16 protein-coding genes are annotated in these 18,373 nt (G+C 65.6%); 7 read left to right on the top strand and 9 right to left on the bottom strand.

What is annotated here, in order from left to right; genetic code table 11:
• Positions 1-6: 6 nt before the first annotated feature.
• From whiA to secG, 6 genes are all read left to right on the top strand, one after another.
• Positions 7-987 carry a DNA-binding protein WhiA gene (gene whiA / locus TVC13_RS01420; RefSeq protein WP_422399456.1) on the top strand — a complete coding sequence of 327 codons (981 nt, stop codon included), beginning with the start codon at positions 7-9 and terminating at the stop codon, positions 985-987.
• Positions 988-1,094: 107 nt separating this feature from the next.
• A complete protein-coding gene (locus tag TVC13_RS01415) occupies positions 1,095-1,721 on the top strand; it encodes a superoxide dismutase (protein WP_422399455.1) in 627 nt (208 codons plus the stop codon).
• Between the two features lie 221 nt (positions 1,722-1,942).
• A complete protein-coding gene (gene gap, locus TVC13_RS01410) occupies positions 1,943-2,947 on the top strand; it encodes a type I glyceraldehyde-3-phosphate dehydrogenase (protein WP_422399454.1) in 1,005 nt (334 codons plus the stop codon).
• A gap of 36 nt (positions 2,948-2,983) precedes the next feature.
• Positions 2,984-4,210, top strand: coding sequence for a phosphoglycerate kinase (locus TVC13_RS01405; RefSeq protein WP_422399453.1), 1,227 nt, complete (start codon positions 2,984-2,986; stop codon positions 4,208-4,210).
• Between the two features lie 89 nt (positions 4,211-4,299).
• Positions 4,300-5,115, top strand: coding sequence for a triose-phosphate isomerase (gene tpiA / locus TVC13_RS01400; RefSeq protein WP_422399452.1), 816 nt, complete (start codon positions 4,300-4,302; stop codon positions 5,113-5,115).
• A 53-nt stretch (positions 5,116-5,168) separates the two neighbouring features.
• Entirely contained in the window at positions 5,169-5,420 is a 252-nt protein-coding gene (gene secG / locus TVC13_RS01395) for a preprotein translocase subunit SecG (protein WP_422399451.1), read from the top strand.
• A gap of 104 nt (positions 5,421-5,524) precedes the next feature.
• On the opposite strand, the gene pgl is transcribed toward secG, so the two are convergent.
• From pgl to tkt, 6 genes are read right to left on the bottom strand one after another with little or no spacing between them, the layout of a single operon-like run.
• The gene (gene pgl / locus TVC13_RS01390; RefSeq protein WP_422399450.1) at positions 5,525-6,346 is read right to left on the bottom strand and encodes a 6-phosphogluconolactonase; all 822 of its coding nucleotides are present in this window, start codon (positions 6,344-6,346) and stop codon (positions 5,525-5,527) included.
• Positions 6,343-7,278: a glucose-6-phosphate dehydrogenase assembly protein OpcA gene (locus TVC13_RS01385; protein WP_422399449.1), complete on the bottom strand. Its 936-nt coding sequence runs from the start codon at positions 7,276-7,278 to the stop codon at positions 6,343-6,345. The genes pgl and TVC13_RS01385 overlap by 4 nt, the downstream gene beginning before the upstream one ends.
• Positions 7,275-8,819, bottom strand: coding sequence for a glucose-6-phosphate dehydrogenase (zwf, locus tag TVC13_RS01380; protein ID WP_422399448.1), 1,545 nt, complete (start codon positions 8,817-8,819; stop codon positions 7,275-7,277). The genes TVC13_RS01385 and zwf overlap by 4 nt, the downstream gene beginning before the upstream one ends.
• A 3-nt stretch (positions 8,820-8,822) precedes the next feature.
• Positions 8,823-10,439 carry a glucose-6-phosphate isomerase gene (locus TVC13_RS01375; RefSeq protein WP_422399447.1) on the bottom strand — a complete coding sequence of 539 codons (1,617 nt, stop codon included), beginning with the start codon at positions 10,437-10,439 and terminating at the stop codon, positions 8,823-8,825.
• A 5-nt stretch (positions 10,440-10,444) separates the two neighbouring features.
• Positions 10,445-11,560 carry a transaldolase gene (gene tal, locus TVC13_RS01370; protein ID WP_422399446.1) on the bottom strand — a complete coding sequence of 372 codons (1,116 nt, stop codon included), beginning with the start codon at positions 11,558-11,560 and terminating at the stop codon, positions 10,445-10,447.
• Positions 11,561-11,582: 22 nt separating this feature from the next.
• Positions 11,583-13,772 carry a transketolase gene (gene tkt / locus TVC13_RS01365; protein ID WP_422399501.1) on the bottom strand — a complete coding sequence of 730 codons (2,190 nt, stop codon included), beginning with the start codon at positions 13,770-13,772 and terminating at the stop codon, positions 11,583-11,585.
• A gap of 420 nt (positions 13,773-14,192) precedes the next feature.
• On the opposite strand from tkt, the gene TVC13_RS01360 reads away from it, so the two are divergent.
• Positions 14,193-15,092, top strand: coding sequence for a heme o synthase (locus tag TVC13_RS01360; RefSeq protein WP_422399500.1), 900 nt, complete (start codon positions 14,193-14,195; stop codon positions 15,090-15,092).
• A 504-nt stretch (positions 15,093-15,596) separates the two neighbouring features.
• Here the strand turns inward: TVC13_RS01360 and TVC13_RS01355 are convergent.
• The 3 genes from TVC13_RS01355 to TVC13_RS01345 are packed head-to-tail and all read right to left on the bottom strand — an operon-like array spanning position 15,597 to position 18,297.
• Positions 15,597-16,592, bottom strand: coding sequence for a COX15/CtaA family protein (locus TVC13_RS01355; RefSeq protein ID WP_422399445.1), 996 nt, complete (start codon positions 16,590-16,592; stop codon positions 15,597-15,599).
• Positions 16,593-16,597: 5 nt separating this feature from the next.
• A complete protein-coding gene (locus TVC13_RS01350; RefSeq protein WP_422399444.1) occupies positions 16,598-17,341 on the bottom strand; it encodes an ABC transporter permease in 744 nt (247 codons plus the stop codon).
• Positions 17,338-18,297 carry an ABC transporter ATP-binding protein gene (locus TVC13_RS01345; protein ID WP_422399443.1) on the bottom strand — a complete coding sequence of 320 codons (960 nt, stop codon included), beginning with the start codon at positions 18,295-18,297 and terminating at the stop codon, positions 17,338-17,340. Before TVC13_RS01345 ends, TVC13_RS01350 begins: the two co-directional genes overlap by 4 nt.
• Positions 18,298-18,373: the final 76 nt, after the last annotated feature.

Below are 18,373 nucleotides of genomic sequence, written 5' to 3'. Positions count from 1 at the left end.
GTTTTAGTGGCGCTGACTGCTGCAGTCAAAGAGGAACTTTCGCGCCTGAGCGTGAAGAAATCCTCGGTTCGTAAAGCCGAAGTATCGGCAATGCTGCGCTTTGCAGGGGGCCTGCACATCATCTCGGGCCGGATCGTGATCGAGGCGGAGGTGGACCTGGCCTCCACCGCGCGGCGGCTGCGTGCCGCCATAGCGGAGGTCTACGGCCATGCCAGCGACATTGTGGTGGTTTCCGGGTCCGGCCTGCGGCGGGGCAACCGGTACGTGGTCCGCGTGGTGAAGGACGGTGAATCCCTCGCCCGCCAGACCGGCCTGCTGGACGCCCGCGGGCGGCCTGTCCGCGGACTGCCGTCCGTCGTCGTCAACGGTTCTGCCGCCGACGCCGAGGCAGTCTGGCGCGGCGCGTTCCTGGTCCACGGTTCCCTCACCGAACCCGGCCGTTCCTCGTCCCTCGAAGTGACCTGTCCCGGACCGGAGGCCGCCCTGGCCCTGGTGGGCGCCGCCCGCCGCATCGGAATCCAGGCGAAGGCCCGGGAAGTACGCGGCGTGGACCGCGTGGTGATCCGCGACGGGGACACCATCGCCGCGCTCCTGACCCGCATGGGCGCCCATGACGCCCTGATGGTGTGGGAAGAGCGCCGGATGCGCAAGGAAGTACGCGCCACCGCCAACCGCCTGGCAAACTTCGACGACGCGAACCTGCGGCGATCGGCGCAGGCTGCCGTTGCTGCCGGCGCCCGTGTGGACCGTGCCCTGGAAATCCTCGGTGAAGATGTACCGGACCATCTGCGCTACGCCGGTGAACTGCGGGTGGCACACAAGCAGGCAAGCCTCGATGAACTGGGACGGCTGGCCGATCCGCCCATGACCAAGGACGCCATTGCCGGACGGATCCGCCGCCTGCTGGCCATGGCGGACAAGCGTGCTGCCGAACTGGGCATCCCCGGTACTGAAGCCAATGTGACCCCTGAAATGCTAGACCAGTAGGGTCTTGCATAGGATGGACTAAGCGTGCTGATTTATGCAGCACTATCAAACGTCCGGATGGACCCGCCATCCGGAAATATGGATCCGAGCATCAACGGAGGATTTTCGTGAACGAATACACACTGCCGGAACTGCCGTACGACTACGCAGCCCTTGAGCCCCACATCTCCGCACGCATCATGGAACTCCACCATGACAAGCACCACGCCACCTACGTCGCCGGCGCCAACACCGCACTGGCACAGATGGCTGAAGCCCGCGAAAAGGGCGAGTTCGGCAACATCCCGAAGCTCTCCAAGGACCTCGCCTTCCACCTCGGCGGACACACCAACCACTCCATCTTCTGGAACAACCTGTCCCCGGAAGGCGGCGACAAGCCGGTTGGCGAGCTGGCGGCAGCCATCGACGACTTCTTCGGATCCTTCGATGCCTTCCGCGGCCAGTTCACCGCAGCGGCCAACTCCCTGCAGGGTTCCGGCTGGGCCATCCTGGCCTACGAGCCCCTCGGCGGAAACCTTGTCATCGAGCAGCTCTACGATCAGCAGGGCAACATCCCCGTTGGCACCATCCCGCTGCTGATGCTGGACATGTGGGAGCACGCCTTCTACCTGGACTACGTCAACGTCAAGGCCGACTACGTCAAGGCTTTCTGGAACATCGTCAACTGGGCCGACGTCGCAGCCCGCTTCGACGCTGCACGCACCGGCGCAGCCGGGCTGATCCTGCCCGCGTAACACGCCTTAATTGCGTCCACGACGCCGATTATCAGGTGCCGCCGGTCACACGCCGGCGGCACCTGCGCGTAAGATGAAGCAACGGCTCATGCAGTGCCTGACCGGCAATCCGTGCGCTGATGCAGGTCCGGAATGCGCCGCTCCTGTGAAGTCAACTGAAGTGGCCTTTTACCACTGAGGTCACTGATTCTCGAACGACCGCTATCAAGGAGAGAAGAAAAGTGACTACTCGTGTTGGAATCAACGGATTCGGGCGTATCGGACGCAACTACTTTCGGGCAGCACTCGAGCAGAACGCGGACCTGGACATTGTCGCAGTCAATGACCTGACCAGTCCCGAGGCCCTCGCCCATCTGCTCAAGTACGACTCCATCACCGGGCGCATCGGCGAAAGCGTCGAGGTACAGGACGGCAACCTTGTTGTCGGCGGCAAGACCATTCGGGTTCTCGCCGAGCGGGACCCGTCCAACCTGCCCTGGAAAGACATGGGCGTGGACATTGTCATTGAGTCCACCGGATTCTTCACCAAGGCGGATGACGCACGCAAGCACATCGACGCCGGGGCCAAGAAAGTCCTGATCTCCGCTCCGGGCAAGGGAGCGGACCGCACGATCGTCATGGGCGTGAACGACTCCGAGTACGACCCGGCAACTGACAGCATCGTCTCCAACGCCTCCTGCACCACCAACTGCCTGGCACCGCTGGCCAAGGTCATCCATGATGCGTTTGGCATTGAGCGCGGCCTGATGACCACGGTGCACGCCTATACGGCGGACCAGAACCTGCAGGACGGCCCGCACCGGGACCTGCGCCGGGCCCGCGCCGCAGCGCTGAACATTGTTCCCACCACCACCGGCGCCGCCAAGGCAATCGGCCTGGTCATTCCCGAACTCGACGGAAAGCTGGACGGCTTCGCCCTCCGTGTCCCAGTTCCCACCGGGTCCGTCACGGACCTGACCGTCACCCTGGCGCGCGAGGCCGGCGTCGAGGAAATCAACGACGCGTACAAGGCCGCCAGCGAGGGGAACCTTAACGGATACCTGCGCTATTCCGACGAACCAATCGTCTCCTCCGACATCGTGACCGACCCTTCGTCCTGCATCTTCGATGCCCCGCTCACCCGGGTGATGGGCAATGAGGTCAAGGTTGTTGGCTGGTACGACAACGAATGGGGCTACTCCTGCCGGCTGGTGGACCTCACCACGCTCGTAGCCTCGAAGCTCTAGGACCCCCGCCCGAACGGCTAAGAAACAAAGGTTGACATGACAATCAAGACACTCGACGAACTGATCAGCGACGGCGTTGACAACAGGTACGTTCTGGTCCGCTCCGACCTGAACGTGCCCCTGGATGACGGGCGCGTTACCGACGATGGCCGGATCCGTGCCTCCATTCCCACGCTGCAGCTGCTGGTTGAGCACGGTGCCAAGGTAATCGTCATGGCACACCTGGGCCGCCCCAAGGGCAAGCCGGATGAGAAGTACAACCTCCGCCCCGCCGCGGACCGGCTGGATGAACTCGCTCCGTTTGCCGTTGAATTCGCAGAGGACGTCGTGGGTTCCAGTGCCAGGGAGCTGGCGGGTTCGCTGGCTTCCGGCAGCGTGCTGGTGCTGCAGAACATCCGCTTCGACCCCCGGGAGACGTCCAAGGACGACGCGCAGCGGCAGGAGCTGGCGCGCGAGCTGGCTTCCCTGACCGGTGGCAGCGGAGCGTTCGTTGACGATGCCTTCGGCGCGGTTCACCGCAGGCATGCCAGCGTCTACGACATCGCCGAAGCCCTCCCCGCCTATGAGGGCAACCTGGTCCGCAACGAGCTGGAGGTCCTCTCCCGCCTTACCCAGGATCCCGAGAAGCCGTACGTGGTGGTCCTGGGCGGCTCCAAGGTCTCCGACAAGCTGGCCGTCATCGAGAACCTGATGACCCGCGCCGACTACCTGCTGGTGGGCGGCGGGATGGTCTTCACCTTCCTCGCGGCCCAGGGCCACAAGGTGGGGGCTTCCCTGCTGGAAGAGGACCAGATCGAGACCGTCAGGAATTATCTGGCGCGCGCCAAGGACGTCGGCTGCGAATTCGTCCTGCCCACCGACATTGTGGTGGCAGACAAGTTCGCCGCCGACGCCGGGCACCAGGTTGTTCCGGCCGATGCGATGGAAGACAGCCAGTTCGGCGCGTCCGGAATTGGCCTGGACATCGGACCCGCTTCCGGCGCGGCCTTCGCCGACCGCATCCGCTCGGGCAAAACCGTCTTCTGGAACGGCCCGATGGGTGTTTTCGAGTTCGATGCCTTTGCAGGCGGCACCCGGGCAGTAGCGGAAGGCCTGAAGGAGTGCACCGGACTTACGGTGGTCGGCGGCGGAGATTCCGCCGCCGCCGTGCGGAAACTTGGTTTCTCCGACAGCGACTTTTCGCATATCTCCACCGGCGGCGGGGCGAGCCTGGAGTATCTTGAAGGCAAGGAACTTCCGGGGATCGCCGTCCTCGACAAGTAGGCCGCGAACGGGTCCGCCGGAGCTGCTCCGGCGGCCCCGTCTGCGTGTCCGCGAAACTTTATCCAAACCACAACGAAACCGGAGCAGAGATGACCACCTCGACCAACGGCAAGTATGACCGCACACCGCTGATCGCGGGCAACTGGAAAATGAACATGGACCACGTCCAGGGCATCACGCTGCTGCAGAAGCTGGCGTGGACCCTGAGCGATGCCCGGCATGACTACAGCCGGGTCGAGGTAGTGGTTTTCCCTCCGTTCACCGACCTGCGCAGCACCCAGACCCTGGTTCAGGGCGACAAGCTGAAGATCGGCTACGGAGCCCAGGACCTTTCCCCGGAGGACTCCGGCGCCTACACGGGTGACATTTCCGGGCAGTTCCTCTCCAAGCTCGGCTGCAGCTATGTGCTGGTGGGTCACAGTGAGCGCCGCAGTGTCCACGGGGAAAGCGATGAGCTCCTCAACGCCAAGCTCAAGGCAGCGTTCCGCAACGGCCTGACTCCCATCCTGTGCGTCGGGGAAGGCCTCGCCGAGCGGCAGGCCGGCGAGCACCTGCTCCACACCCTCCGGCAGGTCCGCAACGACCTCGTGGGGCTCTCCGCGGAGGAAGTCTCCAAGCTTGTCATTGCCTACGAACCCGTTTGGGCCATCGGCACGGGCGAGGTAGCCGGCCCGGATGATGCCCAGGAAATGTGCAGCACCATCCGCACCGAACTGGCAGACCTGTACGACGACGCCGTCGCTGCGAAGGTGCGCCTGCTCTACGGCGGTTCGGTCAAGGCCGCCAACGCTGCCAGCATCCTCAAGGAACGCGATGTGGACGGCGTGCTGGTGGGCGGGGCGAGTTTGGATGTTGCCGAATTTGCTAATATTGTCAGGTTTGAAGAACATCTGGTGACCGACTGACCTGCACAGCGGCAAGGTCTCCAATCTCATGTGTCACCCGTGAAAGGCCGTAAGTGGAAATTCTGAAGATCATCCTGCTTGTCCTGCTGGGGCTGAGCAGTCTGTTGCTGACCCTCCTGATCCTCCTGCACAAGGGACGTGGCGGCGGCATGTCGGATATGTTCGGCGGCGGCATGAGCACCAGCATGGGTTCCTCCGGCGTCGCTGAGAAGAACCTCAACCGCTTTACCGTGATCCTCGGTATCTCCTGGGGCCTGATCATTGTTGCCCTGGGGCTCATCCAGCGGTTCTCCGGCGAATCGTAGATCCGCCGGCAGGCGCACAAACCAAGACGTAAAAGGAAGGCCCCGGTCGCTGGACCGGGGCCTTCCTTATGGTGTGTGCTGTTTCCTGAGCCGCAGGAGGGAAGCTAGCTGCCGGCTTCTTCTGTTTCCTGCTCTTCGAGCAGCCGGCCGGGCAGCTGCGACGCAGCGGCCTGGTCAATCAGCCAGCGGGTTTTGAGCTGGCCCCGCGGACCTGCGGCAGGTACCTGGACCGGGCCCGCCCCGGCCAGGGCCAGTCCCACTGCACCGGCCTTGTCTTCGCCGGACACCGTCAGCCAGACTTCCTCGGCACTGTTGATGGCTTCGAGGGTAAGCGACACCCGCTCGGGCGGAGGCTTGGGGGAGTTCCTTACGGCGACCGTGGTCTGGCCCGTGGTGCGGATGCCGGCCATCTCCGGGAAGAGCGAGGCCACATGGGCATCCGGTCCCACACCAAGCAGCAGCACGTCAAAGCGCGGGAGGCGGGGATCCGCGGCCTCGAAGCCCTCTGCCAGGACCTCGGCTTCCGCGGCGCCGGCCAGCTCGGCGGCGTACGCGTCTGCCGCTTCTTCCACGGTGGCGAAGTCAGCTGTGGAGGGCATCTCATGGACACGCGCCGGGTCAGCGCCCAGCGGGCGCAGGAGCGCTTCCTGTGCGCCCAGGGCGTTGCGGTCAGGGGAATCCGGGGCTGTAAACCGCTCGTCTCCCCACCAGAAATTAACCCGCGTCCAGTCCACTGCGGTCCGGGCCGGCCCGGCGGCCACTGCAGCCAGTACGGCGGTGCCGGCGCTGCCGCCGGTAAGGACGACAGTGGCTTCCCCGCGCCTGCTCTGCACGTCCACCAGCTTGGTGACAAGCCGGGCTGCGGTGGCCTTAACCAGGGCATCAAAGTCAGGGTGGATCGTCACGCCTTTGGGGGAGTGCCTCATGCGGCGTTCCCTTCCGGGGCCAGGCACGCGGCCAGCCCCTGAGTCAGTACTTCTCCGAATACTTCGTCCGGGTCCAGCCGGCGCAGCTCTTCCGCGAGGCACTCATGCAGGTTCCTCAGCGGCAGTGCAATGCGCTGCTCCGGCTGTCCGGGCTGGGTCAGGTAAGCGGTGCTGCCCTCGGGGCGCCGAAGTTCCAGCGCTCCGCCTTCACGCTCAATGCGTACCCTCCGGATTCCCGCGCCGGCCGGGTCCTCGATGATCTCAACCGGAACCTTCAGGGCGTGTTTCAGCCACGCCGCCAGCAGGAAGGTACTGGCCGAATCGGACGCCCCTTCCACCACAACGGAGGTGATCCCCTCGGCACCGTACTGCTCCACCACGGCCGCAAGCTGAATCCGCCAGTGGGTCAGGCGGGTCCAGCTCAGATCCGTGTCACCGGCTTCATAGCTCTTGCTGAGGTCAAGCAGCGCCTGCTTGGGATCGGGCTCGTTCGCGGCGTCAGTGATGCGGCGGTGGGCAATGCGGCCCAGCGGGGTGGAGGCCGCGGAGCGGGGGAGGCCATGCGGCCACCACACCACGATCGGAGCGTCAGGCAGCAGCAGCGCCGAGACGAGCGATTCGCTTTCAGCAGCCAGTTCCCCGTACCCGTAGAGCAGGATCACGTCGGAGGCACCGGCGTCGCCACCGACCCGGATCTGTGCGTCCAGGCGCGACGGCTCTTCTGCTGAGCCTGCCGCCAGTACAATCACCCGGCAGGGATGTTCCCGGCTTGCGTCGTTGGCAGCTTCGATGGCTTCCTCGACGTAATCGGGCTCAGTCACGATGACCAGGGTCAGCACCCGGCCCAGGGCGATGACGCCGCCCTTGTCCCGCATCGCGACGATTTTCTTGGACACCTTGGACGTGGTGGTGTCCGGCAGGTCTACTATCACGGCCTTCTCCAGGTCCTTCCGTCGCGGGCAAGCAGTTCATCGGCGGAGGCAGGTCCCCAGCTTCCGGGGGCATAGGGCTCGGGCTGTTCGTCCAGGGAAGCCCAGTACTCCTCGAACGGGTCCACGATCTTCCAGGAAAGTTCAACTTCCTGGTGCCGGGGGAAGAGCGGCGGCTCACCGAGCAGCACGTCCAGAATCAGCCGTTCGTAGGCCTCCGGGCTGGATTCAGTGAAAGAGTGACCGTAGCCAAAGTCCATGGACACATCACGCACCTCCATCTGCGTACCGGGAACCTTGGAGCCGAAGCGGATCGTTGCGCCCTCATCCGGCTGGACCCGGATGACGACGGCGTTCTGGCCAAAGTCGTCTTCGGCATGGTCGCGGAAGAGCAGGTTGGGGGCACGCTTGAAAACGACGGCGATTTCCGTGACCCGGCGGCCCAGACGTTTTCCGGCCCGCAGGTAGAACGGCACACCGGCCCAGCGGCGGGTGTTGATGTCCAGGCGGACCGCGGCGAACGTCTCAGTCCGGGAGTCGGGGTTAAAGCCCTCTTCCTCAAGGAACCCGGTTACCTTCTCGCCGCCCTGCCAGCCTCCGGTGTACTGTCCGCGGGCGGAATGCCGGGAGAGGTCCTCCGGCAGCCGGACAGCGGCCAGGACCTTTTCCTTCTCCGCCCGCAGGTGCGCTGCGTCGAAGGAAATCGGTTCCTCCATCGCAGTGAGGGCCAGCAGCTGCAGCAGGTGGTTCTGGATGACGTCACGCGCTGCGCCGACGCCGTCGTAATAGCCTGCCCGGCCACCGATTCCGATGTCCTCGGCCATGGTGATCTGGACGTGGTCAACGTAGTTGGCGTTCCAGATCGGTTCGAAAAGCTGGTTGGCGAAGCGCAGCGCCAGGATGTTCTGGACGGTTTCCTTGCCCAGGTAATGGTCGATGCGGAACACCGAGTCTGCCGGGAAGACCGATTCGACGACGTCGTTCAGGTCCCGCGCGGACTGCAGGTCGTGCCCGAACGGCTTCTCGATGACCACCCTCCGCCAGCGGCCGTCGCTGGACTCGGCCAGGCCGTGGCTGGAGAGCTGCTGGCAGACCTGTTCAAAGCTCTTGGGCGGCACCGACAGGTAGAACGCCACGTTGCCCCGGGTCCCGCGCTTTTCATCGAGGTCCTGCAGCGTGCTGCGCAGGGTGTCGAAGGCGCCATGGTCGTCGAAGCCGCCCTGGACAAAGCGGATGCCTTCCACCAGCTGGTCCCACACGCTCTCACTGAACTTGGTGCGCGAACCGTTCTGGACAGCCTCCTTGACGTAGTCCACGAAATCGGCGTCGCTCCATTCGCGCCGGCCAAACCCCACCAGCGAGAAGCTCGGAGGCAGCAGGCCGCGGTTGGCCAGGTCGTAGACGGCAGGGATCAGTTTCTTGCGTGCCAGGTCTCCCGTAACACCAAAGATCACCAGCGAGGCCGGCCCCGCGATCCGGCTCAGCCGCCGGTCGCGGGGATCCCGCAGCGGGGATGCCGATGCGTTGTCGTGCTCATGGAACATCAGTTATTTACCACCCAGGTCCGCGACCGCTGCGGCCAGCTGCGCCACCCCGGCTTTCCTTTCGAGCAGGTTCAGGCGCAGCACGGGCCGGCCGTGGTCCGCGAGGACCTGGGCGTCGCCGGCTGCCTGTGCCGCGATGAGCTCACCAAAGGTGAAGGGACGCCCGGGGATGGGAACGTCCTGTTCCGAATTACCGGTCAGCTGAAGGTAGACGCCCTGTGCGGGGCCGCCCTTGTGGAACTGACCGGTGGAGTGCAGGAAGCGCGGTCCCCAGCCAAAGGTGACCGGCCGCCCGGTAACGCGGGCCAGTTCCGGCCGCAGCTGCTCGAGTTCGGACTGCGCTGCCCGGTCCAGGTAGGCCTGGACGCTGAGGTAGCTGTCTTCGCCCAGCTGGCCCAGCAGCGCCTGCAGCGCATCGGCCAGGGTAGTTGCCCCGCCCAGGAGGGCGGCGTCGCCGCGGACCTCAATGGACCCGTCGACGAACGACGGCGCTGCCGGCTCGGGCTGGGCGTCGAGCAGGCCGCGGGCAGCCTTCTTGGCGGCCTCGACGTCGGGCTGGTCAAAGGGATTGATGCCCAGCAGGCGTCCGGCTACGGCAGTGGCGTACTCCCAGAGCATCATCTGGGCACCCAGGCTGCCGGAGACCACCACCTGGTCGCCCTCGGGCATGGCTTCGGAATCGGGGGCAGTAATGCGGACCACCAGGACGTCCGGCGCGCCGCCAAGCACTTCGGGAGCGCCCGCCTCGGCAACAACCGGCAGGATGCCCGTCTGCAGCTTGCCGGTGGATTCGGCGATGAGCTGCTCGGCCCAGTCCGGGAAGCCGGCGAGGCCGGATTCTTCGTCCACAATCACGATCTTGTTGCGCAGCGGATTGGTTCCGCCCAGCGCCGCGCCCAGGGCCAGGCCGATGTTGTCTTCGGCATTGTCGCTGAGGATTTCGGCCGTGTCTTCGGCTGCGTCGAGGAGTTCTTCGATGTCCGCGCCTGCCAGGCCGGAAGGAACCAGTCCAAAGGCTGTCAGCGCCGAGTAGCGCCCGCCCACGTTGGGATCGGCGTTGAACACTGCCCGGTAGCCGGCCTCCCGGGCGGCTGCGTCCAGCGGCGACCCCGGGTCGGTGACGACGACGATCCGCGAGGCTGCGTCGATACCGGCCCTGGTGAACGCGTCCTCGAAGGCACGGCGCTGCGAGTCCGTTTCCACTGTGGACCCGGACTTGGAGGAAACCACCAGGACGGTGGACGCAAGGTCTTCCGCCAGGGCGGCCGCAACCGAGTCCGGGTCAGTGGAATCAAGCACCGTCAGGTTCACGCCTGCAGTGCGGGTAATGACCTCCGGGGCCAGCGAGGAACCGCCCATGCCGGCCAGGACAACCCGGTCCACGCCGTCGGCAGCGAGTTCTTCGCGCAGCGCCCGGATCTGTCCCAGAAGCGGCCGGGAAGCCGGTGCCGGGTTCAGCCAGCCGAGCCGGATCGAGGCCTCGGCCTCGGCGTCCGGCCCCCACAGCGTCGGGTCCTGGGCGAGGAGCCGTGTGGCCACCTCGTCGCGGACCAGGGCGGGGACATGCGCCTCCACCGCATCGCGGGCGGCTCCTGCGGCTTCAAAGGACAGGGTCGTCATGGGTGCTATGCCTTCCGTGCGGTTTCCAGTGCGGCGGTTACGGTTTCCAGCAGTTCGCCCCAGGAGACAACGAACTTCTCCAGGCCTTCCGTCTCCAGGACCTCCACGACGTCGTTGTAGTCCACGCCCGCGGCGTCCAGCTCGTCGAGCAGGGCAGCGGACTCGGCGTACGTCCCGGTGATCGTGTCACCGGTGATGACGCCGTGGTCTGCCGTTGCCTCGAGGGTCTTTTCCGGCATGGTGTTCACGACGCCGGAGGCCACCAGTTCGGTGACGTACAGGGTGTCCGGCAGTGCCGGGTCCTTGACGCCCGTGGAAGCCCACAGCGGACGCTGCGCATTGCCCCCCGCTGCGGCCAGGACCTGCCAGCGCTCAGAGGCGAAGGACTCCTCGAAGACCTGGTAGGCCAGGCGTGCGTTGGCCAGGCCTGCCTTGCCCTTGAGGGCCTTGGCAGCGTCGGTTCCGGCGGCGTCCAGTCGCTTGTCGATCTCGGTGTCCACGCGGGAGACAAAGAAGGATGCCACGGAGTGGATCTTGGAGAGGTCGTGGCCGTTCTCCCTGGCCTGCTCAATGCCGGCCATAAAGGCGTTGATGACCTCGCGGTAGCGCTGCAGGGAGAAGATCAGGGTCACGTTGACGCTGATGCCTTCGGCCAGCACGGCTGTGATGGCCGGCAGGCCCTCCGCGGTGGCAGGAATCTTGATCAGGACGTTGCTGCGCCCAACCTTGTCAAAGAGTTCCTTGGCCTCGTTGATGGTGCCCTGGGTATCGCGGGACAGGCGGGGATCCACTTCGATGGAAACCCGTCCGTCAACTCCGCCGGTGGCTTCGAAAACAGGGGCGAAGACGTCGCACGCCTGGATCACGTCGTCGGTGGTGATCTCGAAGACAGCCTTGTCCACGTCGGCTCCGGTGTCAGCGAGCTGCTGGACCTGGGCTGCGTAGGACTCGCCGTTGGCAAGGGCCGCAGCGAAAATGCTCGGGTTGGTGGTGACGCCGACGACGTTGCGGGAGGAGATCAGGTCCTTGAGGGAACCGGACGTGATGCGCTCCCGGGAAAGGTCGTCAAGCCAAATGGATACGCCGGCTTCGGAAAGCGCTGCGGTGGGTGTGGAAGTCATGTTTTGTGCTCCTTTTTAACGTTTACTTCTGGTCGCCGGTCTCGGTGGAGTCCGCGCCGGAAGGTGCTGCGGGAGTGCCCGCGGGGGCTGCGTCCCGGCCGTTTACGGCGGCGAGGGAATCCCGCGCTGCCTGGGCCACGGCGTCGGCAGTAATGCCGAACTCGTTGAACAGGGTCTTGTAGTCGGCGGAGGCGCCGAAGTGTTCCAGGGAGACCATGCGGCCGTCGTCGCCGACGAATTCGCGCCAGCCCTGGGCGATGCCGGCCTCCACCGATACACGTGCCTTGACCGAGCGGGGCAGGACGGACTGGCGGTATTCCTCATCCTGGCGGTTGAACCACTCCACGCTGGGCATTGAAACCACGCGGGCGGCGACACCCTCTGCGGCAAGCGCCTCACGGGCCTGCACAGCCAGCTGGACTTCGGAACCGGTGCCGATCAGGATGACGTCCGGCGTAACGGCCTTGCCGTCGCGTACGGCTTCGGCCAGCACGTAGCCGCCGCGTGCCGCGCCGTCGGCGGACCCGAACGATCCGGCGCCGGCTGGGCCGGTGCCGCGCTCCCAGGTGGGAACGTTCTGGCGGGTGAGAACAATGCCGGCCGGGTTCTCTGTGTTCTCAAGGATGGTGCGCCAGGCTACGGCCACCTCGTTGGCGTCTGCGGGACGGACGACGTCGAGTCCCGGGATGGCGCGCAGGGAGGCAAGCTGCTCCACCGGCTGGTGCGTCGGGCCGTCTTCGCCGAGTCCGATCGAGTCGTGCGTCCACACGTAGATGGACGGGACGCCCATGAGTGCACCAAGCCGGATGGCCGGGCGCTGGTAGTCGCTGAAGATCAGGAAGGTGCCGGAGAAGGCACGGGTGTTGCTGGACATCGTGATGCCGTTGACGATCGCCGCTGCGGCGTGCTCGCGGATGCCAAAGTGCAGCACGCGCCCGTACGGTCCGCCTGACCAGGCCGACGTCTGCCGGCCCGCAGGAACGAAGGACGGGGCACCTTCAATGGTCGTGTTGTTCGACTCTGCAAGATCCGCTGAACCGCCCCACAGCTCAGGCAGTACCGGGCCAATGGCGCTGAGGACCTTGCCGGAGGCGGCTCGGGTGGAGACGTCCTTGCCTGCCTCAAAGACAGGGAGGGATTCCTCCCAGCCTTCGGGCAGCTTGCCTTCCTGGATGCGCTCCAGCAGCCGGGCACCTTCCGGGTTGGTTTCCTGCCAGGCCGTGAAGGAGTCGTTCCACAGTGCGTGTTCCTCGGCGCCGCGGGAACGAACCTCGCGGGTGTACGCCAGGACGTCGGGATCGACGTCGAAGGATTTCTCCGGGTCGAAGCCCAGGGTTTCCTTCAATGCGGCAACCTCGTCGCGGCCAAGTGCCGAGCCGTGGATCTTGCCGGTGTTCTGCTTGTTGGGGGCAGGCCAGCCAATGATCGTGCGCAGGGAGATGATGGAGGGGCGGTTCGTCTCGGCCTTCGCTGCGGCCAGTGCGTCGTAAAGGCCGTTGACGTCTTCGCGGTACTCGCCGCTCTCGGTCCAGTCCACCCGCTGGGTGTGCCAGCCGTAGGCCTCGTAGCGCTTGAGCACGTCTTCGGTGAAGGCAATGTCGGTGTCGTCTTCGATCGAGATGTGGTTCTCGTCGTAGATCACCACGAGGTTGCCCAGCTCCTGGTGTCCGGCCAGGGAGGATGCCTCGGAGGTGACGCCTTCCTGCAGGTCGCCGTCGGAGGCGATAACCCAGACGGTGTGGTCGAACGGGCTGGTGCCGGCGGGGGCATCGGCGTCGAACATGCCGCGCAGGCGGCGCTGTGCGTAGGCGAAGCCAACCGCGGAGGCCAGGCCCTGGCCCAGCGGGCCGGTGGTGATCTCGACGCCGTCGGTGTGGCGGTATTCGGGGTGGCCCGGCGTCTTTGATCCCCAGGTGCGCAGCGCCTTCAGGTCATCCAGTTCCAGACCGTAGCCGGAGAGGAAGAGCTGGATGTAGAGCGTCAGCGACGTGTGGCCGGGGGAGAGGACGAACCGGTCGCGGCCAAGCCAGTGCGGGTCAGCCGGATCATGGCGCATCACCTTCTGGAACAGCAGATAGGCGGCCGGAGCCAGGCTCATGGCAGTTCCGGGGTGGCCGTTGCCAACCTTCTCAACGGCGTCGGCGGCCAGCACGCGGACTGTGTCCACTGCCTTGCTGTCCGTCTCGCTCCAGGTCAGCTTCTGCTCTTCCAAATGTGGCACGTTTACCGGGCCCCTCTCTGTACGGATTACCGGCGCTTGGCGCGCCGGGTTCGTTGTTCTCACCACTACAACCGGGTTTTGTGCGCAATCGTTACCCGACATGCACAAATTTCCTGCCGGGGCCGTGCGGTTCACCTGCCGGCCCTGCAGGAAATGTCCGGTTCAACCTTATCCCGAAGCCCACGTCATTGGGCCTATCGGGCGCCGCAATCTGCGCCTTGTTGAGGCCACCGGATTCCGGTGCGGGGTCCAATTGCCCGGACAGCGGGTCTGTGCTTCGTTTTCTACAGGGGATAGAGGTTATGATGAGCGTGGACTTTTATGGCCCAGACAGGATTCCAGACAGGACTGAGTGATCGTTTCGTGAGTACGCAGCATGCCCCCGCCGAGGTTCCGGTTTACGCCGGAAAAATGAGCGTGGGACGTAAGCTCCGGGCCTATGTGGCCCTCACGAAGCCGCGCGTCATTGAGCTTCTGCTGGTCACCACCCTGCCCACCATGTTCTTTGCCTACGGAGGCGTGCCTTCGGTCTGGCTGATGGTCGCCACCATGGTCGGCGGCGCCCTGGCTGCTGCCAGCGCCGGCGTCTTCAACTGCTATATCGACCGCGACATGGACCGGCTGATGCGCCGGACCGAGAAGCGTCCGCTCGTCACCGGAGAAGTAAGCCCCCGCGAAGCCCTCGTCTTCGGCTGGGCGCTGGGCATCGTCTCCATTGCACTGCTCTGGTTCGGTGCCAACCCGCTTACCGGCCTGCTCGGCCTGGGCGCCATCCTGCTCTACGTCGTGTTCTACACCCTGATCCTGAAGCGCCGCACCACCCAAAACATTGTCTGGGGCGGAATCGCCGGCTGCATGCCGGTGCTGATCGCCTGGGCCGCCGTGACAAACACGGTTGAGTGGCCCGCCGTCATTCTCTTTACCGTGATCTTCCTCTGGACCCCGCCGCACTACTGGCCGTTGTCCATGAAGTACGGAGAGGACTACCGCAACGCCTCGGTTCCCATGCTTGGCGCCGTTGCCGGCGCCAAGCTGGTCTCCGTGCAGGTTGTCCTGTACGCCTACGCCACCGTGGCCTGCTCCCTGCTGCTGATTCCGGTTGGCGGTGCCGGCTGGGTTTACACCGCCGGTGCCGTGCTGAGCGGCGCCTGGTTCCTCGCCGAGACGCACCGCCTGCACTCACGTGCCCAGCGCGGCGAGGTCTCGGACAAATCGGCCATGAAGGTCTTCCACGGCTCAATCAGCTACCTCACCATCCTGTTCGTAGCCCTGGCTGTCGATCCCTTCGTCGGCGGGGCGGTCCTGGCCTAAGCACGGCGTCCGCCCGCCCAGCAGTGCAGACCTCATCACAGTGCAGACCTTCCAGGCTCTGGCGGGTCCGGCGCATCCTTCGGTGACTTGCGGTCCCTCTGAGCTTGTCCGGCGCATCCTTCGGTGACTTGCGGTCACGGCGCATCCTTCGGTGACTTGCGGTCACTCTGAGCTTGTCCCGCGCATCCTTCGGTGACTTGCGGTCCCTTTGAGCCGCGGTTAGCGACGTTATCTCCCCACAGGATGGGCGGGGGACCGCCAATGCAGCGTTATCTCCCCACAGGATGGGCGGGTGCCCGTCCTGCGTGGAGAGATGCAACGAGCCCATCAGCCGGTTAGAGCCGCCCACACGCGGCCTCCAGCAAATAAACAGGCACGCCGGAACACGAAAGACCCCATGGAACCTCGGTCCCATGGGGTCTTTCCGGTCTCTGGGCGGGGAAGCTGCCCGCAGCCGCAGCCTCGGCGTCACCCGCGGCGCCCGCAGCCGCTAAAAGCCATCCGCTACTTCGCAGTCGCCGACACCGCGTCAGTTTTCGCAGCAGCCGGCGCCTTCCCCGGAACCTTCCGGGAAAGCGCGGTGTAGACAACGTGGGCAGCAGCAGCGGTCAGCAGCGACGCGCCGAGCATGTGCAGGGCAACCAGCACAACCGGCAGGTGCAGGAAGTGCTGTACGTATCCGATCACGGCCTGTGCGAGTACGACGGCGGTGAAGAGCACCAGCGAGGAGCGGAGGCGTTTATCGGCGGTCCGCCGGTAAACGAGGTACAGGGCCACGGCTGTGGCAAAGACCAGCAAGTAGACCGGAACCACGTGAAGGCGGGTAATGAGGTCCGGGTTCAGGCCGTTGCGGGCCGCTCCGTGGTCGCCGGCGTGCGGGCCGGAACCGGTGACCATAACACCGAGTACCACCGTGATGGCCGAGAGAATGCCGATCGCCCAGATAACCGGACGCAGCGGACGGTCAGCCAGGGGCGCATGGACAGCGTTGACCCCGGCGGGGCTGAGCCAGGCCCGGTTCACCAGCACCACTGCCACGCTGATGATCACCATTGAAACGATGAAGTGCAGGCCTACTACCCACGGGTTCAGGCCGGTCCAGACAGTGATGCCGCCGATAAAGGCCTGGGCAGGGATGCCGGCCAGCGCTGCGGCGGAAAGCCCCATGAGGTCCGGCCGGGTGCGGCGGGACTTCCACACGGAGGCAAGCATGCCGAATGCGATGGCTGCGAGCACGAAGGTGAGCAGCCGGTTGCCGAACTCGATAATGCCGTGGACGCCCATCTCCGGAGTCGTCACCAGGGAATCAGCGGTGCAGAGCGGCCATTCCGGGCAGCCGAGGCCCGAGGCCGTCAGCCGCACGGCACCGCCCGTGACCACAATCAGGATGTTGGCTACCAGCGTGGCTACGGACAGGGAGCGGACCAGCCTGCCGGTGGCAGGAGAGCCGGAGGGCGCGTCCTTCCGGGTCGCAGGTGCAGGTGCGGGGGTGTTGGACACGGGAACTAACTCCATTTGAACCAGCGGACAGCAGCGAGGCTGCCCAGGATTGTCCACGCCAGCAGGATGAGCGTGGCGGAAAGGTTGAACTGCGTATCTATCAGGGCTGATCTCATCACGTCGCCCAGCGCAGCCGAGGGCAGCAGCCGGACAAACGGCTCCATATCGGCCGGAAGACCGGCGGCGGGAAGAATAATACCGCCCACCCCGGCGAGGAGGATCCAGAGCAGGTTGGTAATCGCCAGGGTTGCCTCGGGCCGGACGGTTCCGGCGACGAGCAGGCCCAGCGACGTGAAGGCCACGGCGCCGAGGACCAGCAGCACCAGGGCCAGCGGCAGGCCCGGCAGCGAGGGACGCCAGCCGATGAAGAGCGCGACGACGCTGACCAGCACCACCTGGATGGCCAGCACGGACAGCACCGCAATGACCTTGCCGGCGATCAGGCCGGCCCGGCCCAGGGGGGTGGTGGAGAGGAAACGCAGTACGCCGTAGCGCCGGTCAAAGCCGGTGGCGATGCCCTGGCCGGTAAAAGCGGTGGACAGGGCACACAGGGCAAGGATGCCCGGTGTGGCGGTGTCGATCCGGGAAGGGCCGTAGGCATCCAGGACGGGGGTGACGCTCAGGGCGATCAGCCCCAGGAGCGGAAGCACGACGGCGAGAATCAGCTGCTCGCCGTTGCGCAGCATGGTCTCGGCCTCGTACTTGCCCTGGTTTAGGACCCGCACGGACAGCGAAGCCGGGGCGCTCATCGGATCTCCTTTCCGGAGAGTTCGAGGAAAACGTCCTCCAGCGTGCGTGAAGCCATATGGATACTGTCCGGCAGGATGCCTGCCTCACTCCACCAGGCGGCCAGAAGCGCCAGGTCCCCGGGCGTGAATTCCCCGCGGAGCACATAACGCCCGGGGGAGTCTTCAGCAAAGGCCAGGTGTTCCAGTCCGGGCAGTGCCGGCTGGAGTCCGGGGCGCGCCTCGAAGGACAGTTCCCTGCCGGAGGCGTGGGCAGCGGACCGTGCGGTCAGCTCAGCTACGGTGCCCCGGGCGACGGTGCGGCCGTCGTCGATGATGTAGACATAGTCGGCCAGGCGCTGGGCGTCGTCGAGCAGGTGGGTGGTGAGGACGATCCCCAGCCCGTCATCCCGCAGCTCCTGGATAAGCTCAAAGACAATCTGGCGGGACTGGGGGTCCAGGCCGGCACTGGGTTCGTCCAGGAACAGGACCTCGGGATTGCCCACCAGGGCCGCCGCAAGGGCTACCCGCTGGCGCTGGCCGCCGGAAAGCCGGCGGATGCCGGTCTTGGCAAAGGTATGGATGCCCAGCCGCTGGACCAGCTCATCGACGTCGCGCGGGTCCTTGTACATGCTGGCGATGTGCCGCAGCAGTGCCACCGGACGGGCAGCCGGGGGAAGCCCGCCCTCCTGGAGCATCACACCGGCGCGGGCCCGCAGCTCTGCGCCGGCACCCCAGGGAGCCTCGCCGAGCAGCCGGACTTCGCCGCCGTCGATTGGCTGCAGACCCTGTGCGCACTCCAGAGTGGTCGTCTTTCCGGCACCGTTGGCACCGAGCAGTGCGGTTACCTGGCCCCGCCTCGCGGTGAGGTCGACCCCGGCCAGAACACGGATCATTTTGCCGTCCAGTCCCGGCACGGGACCGAGGTCCCGGACCAGGCCGGTGATAGTCAGGCAGGGTTCGTCGTTAGGCACCCCCATATTCTACGTTAGGTAGTAGTCCATTCCGGTCCGCGGCCGCCCATTGCGGGGCCGTGGGAAGCATCGCCTTAGTAGC

Source organism: Arthrobacter sp. 3Tela_A (genome assembly GCF_049311025.1).
Taxonomy (GTDB): Bacteria; Actinomycetota; Actinomycetes; order Actinomycetales; family Micrococcaceae; genus Arthrobacter_B.
This window is presented reverse-complemented; position numbering and strand designations above follow the sequence as displayed.